5 protein-coding genes are annotated in these 5247 nt (G+C 64.8%); all 5 read left to right on the top strand.

Features of this window, described 5'->3' with window-relative positions:
- The coding region (locus AC1DHD_RS14165) for a helix-turn-helix domain-containing protein (protein WP_476880324.1) at positions 1–612 on the top strand (612 nt) is incomplete at its 5' end.
- Positions 613–1200: 588 nt separating this feature from the next.
- Positions 1201–2325, top strand: coding sequence for a DNA polymerase III subunit beta (gene dnaN, locus AC1DHD_RS14170; protein ID WP_476880325.1), 1125 nt, complete (start codon positions 1201–1203; stop codon positions 2323–2325).
- Between the two features lie 6 nt (positions 2326–2331).
- On the top strand, positions 2332–3261 hold the full coding sequence (gnd, locus tag AC1DHD_RS14175) for a phosphogluconate dehydrogenase (NAD(+)-dependent, decarboxylating) (RefSeq protein ID WP_476880328.1): 930 nt from the start codon (positions 2332–2334) through the stop codon (positions 3259–3261).
- Between the two features lie 22 nt (positions 3262–3283).
- Positions 3284–4486 carry a DNA replication/repair protein RecF gene (recF, locus tag AC1DHD_RS14180; protein WP_476880326.1) on the top strand — a complete coding sequence of 401 codons (1203 nt, stop codon included), beginning with the start codon at positions 3284–3286 and terminating at the stop codon, positions 4484–4486.
- Entirely contained in the window at positions 4483–5037 is a 555-nt protein-coding gene (locus AC1DHD_RS14185) for a DciA family protein (protein WP_476880327.1), read from the top strand. Before recF ends, AC1DHD_RS14185 begins: the two co-directional genes overlap by 4 nt.
- Positions 5038–5247 lie beyond the last annotated feature (210 nt).

Consider the following 5247-nt stretch of genomic DNA (forward strand, 5'->3'; position numbering starts at 1 on the left):
CCCCCCAAGCTGCTCGCAGGCTTCGAGGACCGCATGAAATCCCGCTTCGAATGGGGCCTGCTGACCGACATCCAGCCCCCGGAACTGGAAACCCGTATCGCGATCCTCCGCAAGAAGGCCCTCAGCGAAGGGCTCTCGGCCCCCGACGACGCCCTGGAGTACATCGCGTCGAAGATCGCCAGCAACATCCGCGAACTCGAAGGAGCCCTCATTCGCGTCACGGCCTTCGCCAGCCTGAACCGGCAGCCGGTGGACGTGGCCCTCGCCGAGATGGTGCTCAAGGACCTCATCACCGACGACGGCGCCCAGGAGATCACGTCGGCCCAGATCCTGACCCAGACGGCCGACTACTTCAAGCTCAGCATGGAAGAGCTCTGCAGCAAGTCCCGCACCCGGACCCTGGTGACCGCCCGGCAGATCGCGATGTACCTCTGCCGGGAACTCACGGACATGTCGCTGCCGAAGATCGGCCAGGAGCTTGGCGGCCGCGACCACACCACGGTGATCCACGCAGACCGGAAGATCCGCGAACTGATGGCCGAGCGCCGAGTGATCTACAACCAGGTGACGGAACTGACCAACCGGATCAAGCAGCAGCAGCGCAATTCCTGAGCTTCGGCGTCGCGCACTCTTACCTTATTAACAGGGGGCTGTGGACAACCCTGTGGATAGTTAAGGGGACAACCGGCCTTAATGGGCTTAAAACCCTTAAGCCGTCTGTGGATCGGCGAAACGGCCAAAAATGTTGTCCCCATCCACACCCTGTTTAAAACCTGCTCCGCCCACAGTCCATGAACAGGGCTTAACCGCGGATCCCAGCGCTCAGAACAGGTTATCCACAGTTTCCACAGCAGTTATTAACACTACTAATCCCAAGAAAATGAAATTCCCTCAAACAACAGTTTCTTGCCGCCCAACCTCGCCCCACCCCGGACCCTCCTGAACCAACCCACTCCGGCCTGGCCGGGAACCACACTGGTGTAACCCGGGGATGGGAGAACTCCGATGTTGGGGCTAAGCTGTCTGCAGTGCGTCCGTCCCGGACACTCTTTGTCATTCGCAGCCCGGCAGCGGGATGCGGAGGCAGGGCGGCCGGGGTGCATGCACTTGCCTTTTGACGGATCGGGCACCACGCCCGGAGCCGCAATGGCCCAGTGATTTATCAGCGATGTCAGCAGCAATGAAAGGCGGCACCCTTCCGTGAAGTTCAGAGTCGAACGGGACGTCCTGGCCGAAGCCGTGACCTGGACCGCCCGGTCGTTGTCTCCGCGGCCGCCTGTTCCCGTGCTTTCCGGGCTGCTCCTCAAAGCCGAGGCCGGCACTGTCAGCCTTTCGAGCTTTGACTACGAAACCTCGGCCCGCCTGGAAATTCCCGCCGACATCACCACCGAGGGCACCATTCTGGTTTCCGGCCGCCTGCTGGCCGACATTTGCCGCAGCCTGCCCTCCGCCCCGGTGGAAATTGAGACCGACGGCAACAAAGTCACCCTCACCTGCCGGCGAAGCAGCTTCCACCTGGCAACCATGCCCGAGACCGAATACCCGCCGCTGCCGGCCCTGCCGCCGATCAGCGGTACCGTGCCCGGCGACTCCTTCGCCCAGGCCGTGTCCCAGGTGATCATCGCCGCCAGCAAGGACGACACCCTGCCGATCCTCACCGGTGTCCGGATGGAGATCGAGGACGATCTCATCACGTTGCTGGCCACCGACCGCTACCGCCTCGCCATGCGCGAGGTTCCGTGGAAGCCGGCGACGCCGGGGATTTCCACCAGCGCGCTGGTGAAGGCCAAGACACTCAACGAGGTCGCCAAGACCTTGGGCGGCAGCGGGGATATCAACCTCGCGCTGGCCGACGATGACAGCCGGCTGATCGGCTTCGAAAGCGGCGGCCGCACCACCACGTCGCTGCTGGTGGACGGGGACTACCCGAAAATCCGGTCGCTGTTCCCGGATTCCACGCCGATCCACGCCACCGTCCAGACCCAGGAGCTGGTGGAGGCCGTCCGCCGTGTCTCGCTGGTGGCTGAACGTAACACCCCGGTGCGCCTGGCCTTCACTGAGGGCCAGCTGCACCTTGACGCCGGCACCGGCGAGGACGCGCAGGCATCCGAAGAACTTGAAGCGCAGCTGACCGGAGAAGAAATCACGGTCGCGTTCAATCCGCACTACCTGATCGAGGGCCTGAGTGTCATCGAGACCAAGTTCGTGCGTTTCTCCTTCACCACGGCCCCGAAACCGGCGATGATCACCGCCCAGCAGGACGCCGACGGCGAGGACCAGGATGACTACCGCTACCTGGTCATGCCGGTCCGCCTTCCCAACTAAGGCGCGATCCTCCGCCTACCCGCACCACCAGCGCAGAAAAGAGTTCACACCGTGCACATCGGACTAATCGGCCTTGGAAAAATGGGCAAAAACATGCGCGAGCGGCTGCGCCAGGGCGGCATCCAGGTCACGGGTTTCGACCGCAATCCTGATGTCACCGACGTAGCCACCGTCGATGACTTGATTGCCGCCCTGCCGACGCCCCGGCTGGTCTGGGTCATGGTGCCCTCCGGTGACATCACCGACGCCGTCATCACCGAGCTCGGCGACAAGCTCGACGCCGGTGACCTCGTGATCGACGGCGGTAACTCCCGGTTCACCGAAGACCAGAAGCACGGCGCCGCGCTGGCTGCCAAGGGGATCCGCTTCGCCGACTGTGGCGTCTCCGGCGGTGTCTGGGGCCTGCAAAACGGCTACGGCCTGATGGCCGGCGGCGACCCGGCAGATATCGAACGTGCCCTGCCGGTCTTTGATGCGCTCCGCCCCGAGGGCGACCGCGCTGACAGCTTTGTCCACGTGGGCGGCGTCGGCGCCGGGCACTACGCGAAGATGGTGCACAACGGCATCGAGTATGGCCTGATGCAGGCGTACGCGGAAGGCTACGAACTGCTCGCCGCCAAGGACATCGTCACCGACCTGCCCGGCACTTTCCGCGCCTGGCAGAAGGGCACGGTCGTCCGGTCCTGGCTGCTGGACCTGATGGTCAAAGCACTGGACGAGGATCCGGGCCTGGAAACCATCGATGACTATGTCGAGGACTCCGGCGAAGGCCGCTGGACCGTGGAAGAAGCTATCGCCAACGCCGTCCCGGCGCCCGCCATCACGGCGGCCCTGTTTGCGCGCTTCTCTTCCCGCGAGGACAGCTCACCGGCCATGAAGATGGTCTCGGCCCTGCGCCACCAATTCGGCGGGCACGCCACCCGCCCGGCCAAGTAATCCCTGGAATCCTGAAAACTGCGTGTACCTAGAACACCTTTCGCTGACGGATTTCCGCAGTTACGCCCAGGTGGACCTCAGCCTGTCCCCGGGTGCGACGGTCCTTGTGGGTTCCAACGGCATCGGGAAGACCAACCTGATGGAAGCGATCGGCTACCTCGCCACCCTCAGCTCCCACCGGGTCAGTACCGACGCTCCGCTGCTGCGGTTCGGCACCGAACGGGCGATGATCCGGGCCCGGCTGGTCCGCGCCGGCCAGCCCACGGTTCTGGAACTGGAAATCAACGGCGGACGCGCCAACCGGGCCCGGATCAACCGCAGCAACCCGGTGCGCGCCCGGGACATTCTGGGAATCTGCCAGACGGTCCTTTTCGCGCCTGAGGATCTGGCCCTGGTCAAAGGGGACCCGTCCAACCGGCGCAGGTTCCTCGACGAACTGCTGGTCAGCCTGGTCCCGCGGCACGCCGCCACCCGCAGCGATTACGACCGGGTGCTCAAACAACGCAACGCGTTGCTTAAATCCGGCCGTGCAGGCAAATTCACGGCAGGGCATGAAGCAACACTGGATGTGTGGGACCAGCACATGGCGCGGGCCGGCGCGGAACTGCTGCACGCCAGGCTCGAGCTGGTGGAATTGCTCCAGCCACACCTGAAAAATGCTTACGCCCAGCTCACGGACGGTTCCAAGGCAGCCGGCGCGGTGTACCGCTCCACCCTCCAGGGCATGTCCGACGACGACGAATCCGTCGGTCCGGCGTCGGGCACCGAGCCGCCCGACGTGGCGGAGGACCTCCGCACACTCGGCGTGGAGGAGTTGACCGATCGCTACATCAAGGCGTTCGCGGCGTCGCGCCGCAGGGAGCTCGAGCGCGGAATTTCCCTGGTGGGCCCGCACCGCGACGAACTCGAACTGATCCTGGGGCAGGCGCCAGCCAAGGGCTATGCCTCCCATGGTGAAACCTGGTCCATGTGTCTGTCGCTTCGGCTGGCCTCCTACTACGTCATGCTGGACGACGCCCGCACCGGAGGGTCCGCGCCGATCCTGATCCTCGATGACGTTTTTGCCGAGCTTGATGTCCAGCGGCGGCGTAAACTGGCGGCCATAGTATCCGGCGCGGAACAGGTCCTGGTGACCGCCGCCGTCGAGGACGACATCCCGGCGGAACTGGCCGGGCGGCGGGTCAAGGTCATTCCCGGAGGAATCGATGAGCCGGACAACCAATGAATAAGGGCACCGACGGCGGCCTGCAGCCGGGCCGGGATCCTGACGAGATTGATGCTGCCCAATCGGCTCTGAACCGCATGCGGGACGCTGCGGCAGCCCGCGGCGAAATCCGCCGGAAAGCGCCCCCGCGGCCGGGAACCACCCAAAAACCCGCACGCGGCGGCACCCGCGGATTCAGCCAGTTCCACGGCACCGGACGGGATCCCCTGGGACTCGGGAAGGTCGTGGGACGGCTCGTCGCCGAGCGCGGCTGGTCATCGCCCGTGGCCGTGGGATCGGTAATGGCCCAGTGGCCGGCCCTGGTGGGGCCCGAAATTTCAGCCCACTGCATCCCCGAGAGCTTTACAGACACCACACTGCACGTCCGCTGCGATTCCACGGCCTGGGCCACGCAGCTTCGGCTCCTGAGCCTGAGCCTGCTGGAAAAGTTCCGCCTGGAACTGGGCGAGGGCGTGGTGACCAGCATCCAAGTGCTCGGCCCGGCGGCCCCCAGCTGGCGAAAAGGTGCCCGCACCGTCAACGGCCGCGGCCCGCGCGACACCTACGGATAACCACGTCCGGCCTCCGGGTATGAAGCACTTCTTCCAAAACTATTGAAAAATGCCCTAACGCCGTGTAGGGCGCTTTAAGGCCCCGGACTCGTATAGGCACCCAGCAGGAGTACCCCTGGGCGCGTGCAGGGGGAACGAGCGGCCTCTCAGCGGCATTTAGACCGCCGTTTGGGCCTCCAGAATGCGGGTTTCCGTCCTATAACACGGTAG

The sequence above is a fragment of the Arthrobacter sp. 05L45_2 genome (genome assembly GCF_056397525.1).